This is a genomic window from Bacteroidota bacterium (assembly GCA_034723125.1).
Taxonomy (GTDB): domain Bacteria; phylum Bacteroidota; class Bacteroidia; order CAILMK01; family JAAYUY01; genus JAYEOP01.
Genome location: JAYEOP010000379.1, coordinates 1 through 2,362, shown reverse-complemented (window position 1 = coordinate 2,362; position 2,362 = coordinate 1). Strand labels below are relative to the sequence as shown.

At 31.7% G+C, this 2,362-nt stretch carries 1 protein-coding gene; it reads left to right on the top strand.

What is annotated here, in order from left to right:
- Window positions 1-119: 119 nt before the first annotated feature.
- On the top strand, window positions 120-2,362 hold a 2,243-nt coding region (locus U9R42_10085; GenBank protein MEA3496370.1), incomplete at its 3' end, for a choice-of-anchor J domain-containing protein.

The window sequence follows — 2,362 nt, the reverse complement described above, 5'->3', positions numbered from 1 at the left end:
GATGCTTTGAAAATGTTAACGAATAGTGGAAAAAGAAATGAAATACCACTTCCAAATGAACTTTTAAAACAAATAGAAGATGTTTATTTTAAATAAAGGCAAAAGCCAAGGAGAAAAAAATGAAGAATTTAATTAGAACAACATTGATAGTTACACTAATTTTGGTGCTATCGTTTCCACTTATGGGAAGAGAAAAGGAAAAGATTACTTTAAAAATGTCAAGACAAATTCCACAAAGTGTTGGAAATATTCAACCATTAACGGCAACTGGAGACACTTTATTAAATGAAAGCTTCGAAGGAACTGTAACCGGTTGGAGTTATATAGATAATGATGGAGATGGAAATCATTGGGGAATTTATGAAGAAGACGATGCACCGCCGGATACTTTTGCTCATACAGGATTGCGGGGGGCAGCTGTTCACTGGAATGGTAGTGGTAATGACGATTGGTTTATTACACCGAAAATTGGAATTGCATCAGGCAAAACTGTAGAATTCTCATTTTGGGCAAGGTCATATTTATCTTCATTTTTGGAAAGTTTTAATGTAAAAATTTCAACTACCGGCAATTCAATATCCGATTTCTCAACTCGTATTGATTCCGTTGTAGATGTACCTTTTGCGTGGACAAAATATACTTATGATCTTAGCAGTTATGCAGGAGATTCAGTTACTATTGCCGTTCAATGTGTATCTGTTGATGAATACTATTTAGTTACAGATGATTATTTATTAACTGCAACGGGAGGTGGAAGTCCAACAATTACATCAACTACTACAGGTGGAGATTGGAACGATACATTGACTTGGATTGGACATGTCGTTCCTACAGCAAGTGATGATGTTATTATTGATGGATTAGTAAGTGTTAATTTGTCAGATACACTTTGTAATAATTTAACAATCAATAGTGGCGATACATTAACAAAAGACAATAATGGGCGCACACTTAATGTTGCAGGAGATTTTACAAATAATGGTACAATCACGGAAAACAATTATTCTGAATTTACTATTGCTGTTGCCGGAGATATTGTAAATAATGGAAATTGGGATATAGCAAATATTATATTCACAGGAACAAGCGATAATAAAATTTCTATGAGCAATGGTAATACAATAAATAATGCAGGGATTTCTAAAGTTGATTCTGTATCATTATTAATTATCGGCTCTGACAGTAAATTTAATAATTGTAGTTTTACTAACGATTATTATATGCAAGGATTTGGGAATACTTATCAAATGCAAATAGAAAACGGAACCGGATATACATTAGATTTAATGAAATCATCTACTATTGGAGGTGTAAAACTAAATGGTAACAGTGGGTTCTTAAAAGATGCGAATTTGAATGACGACGATAACGGAGGTGCTTCTCTCGAAAATGTTCAACTAAAAGGTGTTGTTTCTGTTGCAAGTAATAATATCACTTTTATTGGTAATGATGTTGTTGTTGTTGATACATTATCAAAAGACAATAATGGTCGCACACTTAATGTTGCAGGGGATTTTACAAATAATGGTACAATCACAGAAGATAATCATTCTGAATTTACTATTGCTGTTGCCGGAGATATTATAAATAATGGAAATTGGGATATAGCAAATATAATATTCACAGGAACAAGCGATAATAAAATTTCTATGAGCAGTGGTAATACAATAAATAATGCAGGGATTTCTAAAGTTGATTCTGTATCATTATTAATTATCGGCTCTGACAGTAAATTTAATAATTGTAGTTTTACTAACGATTATTATATGCAAGGATTTGGGAATACTTATCAAATGCAAATAGAAAACGGAACCGGATATACATTAGATTTAATGAAATCATCTACTATTGGAGGTGTAAAACTAAATGGTAACAGTGGGTTCTTAAAAGATGCGAATTTGAATGACGACGATAACGGAGGTGCTTCTCTCGAAAATGTTCAACTAAAAGGTGTTGTTTCTGTTGCAAGTAATAATATCACTTTTATTGGTAATGATGTTGTTGTTGTTGATACATTATCAAAAGACAATAATGGTCGCACACTTACTGTTGAGGGGAATTTAACTAATAATGGTGTTATTTATGAAGATAATTACAGCGAATTTTATTTCAACATTACAGGTAATCTCATAAATAATAAAATTTTTAAAGATTGTGAAATTAATATAAAAGGAGATGTTAATCAAGAAATTGAAGTAAATAATCCAATTGTTTCTACTACAAAATTATATGCAATGAAAGGAACAGGAAGTTATCAATGGAAACATGATGGAGTTAATATTTCAGGTGAAACCGGTGAATATTTAGAATTTGATTCTCTAAATTATGATGTTTTAGGCGATTATGTTTGTTCTACTGATGC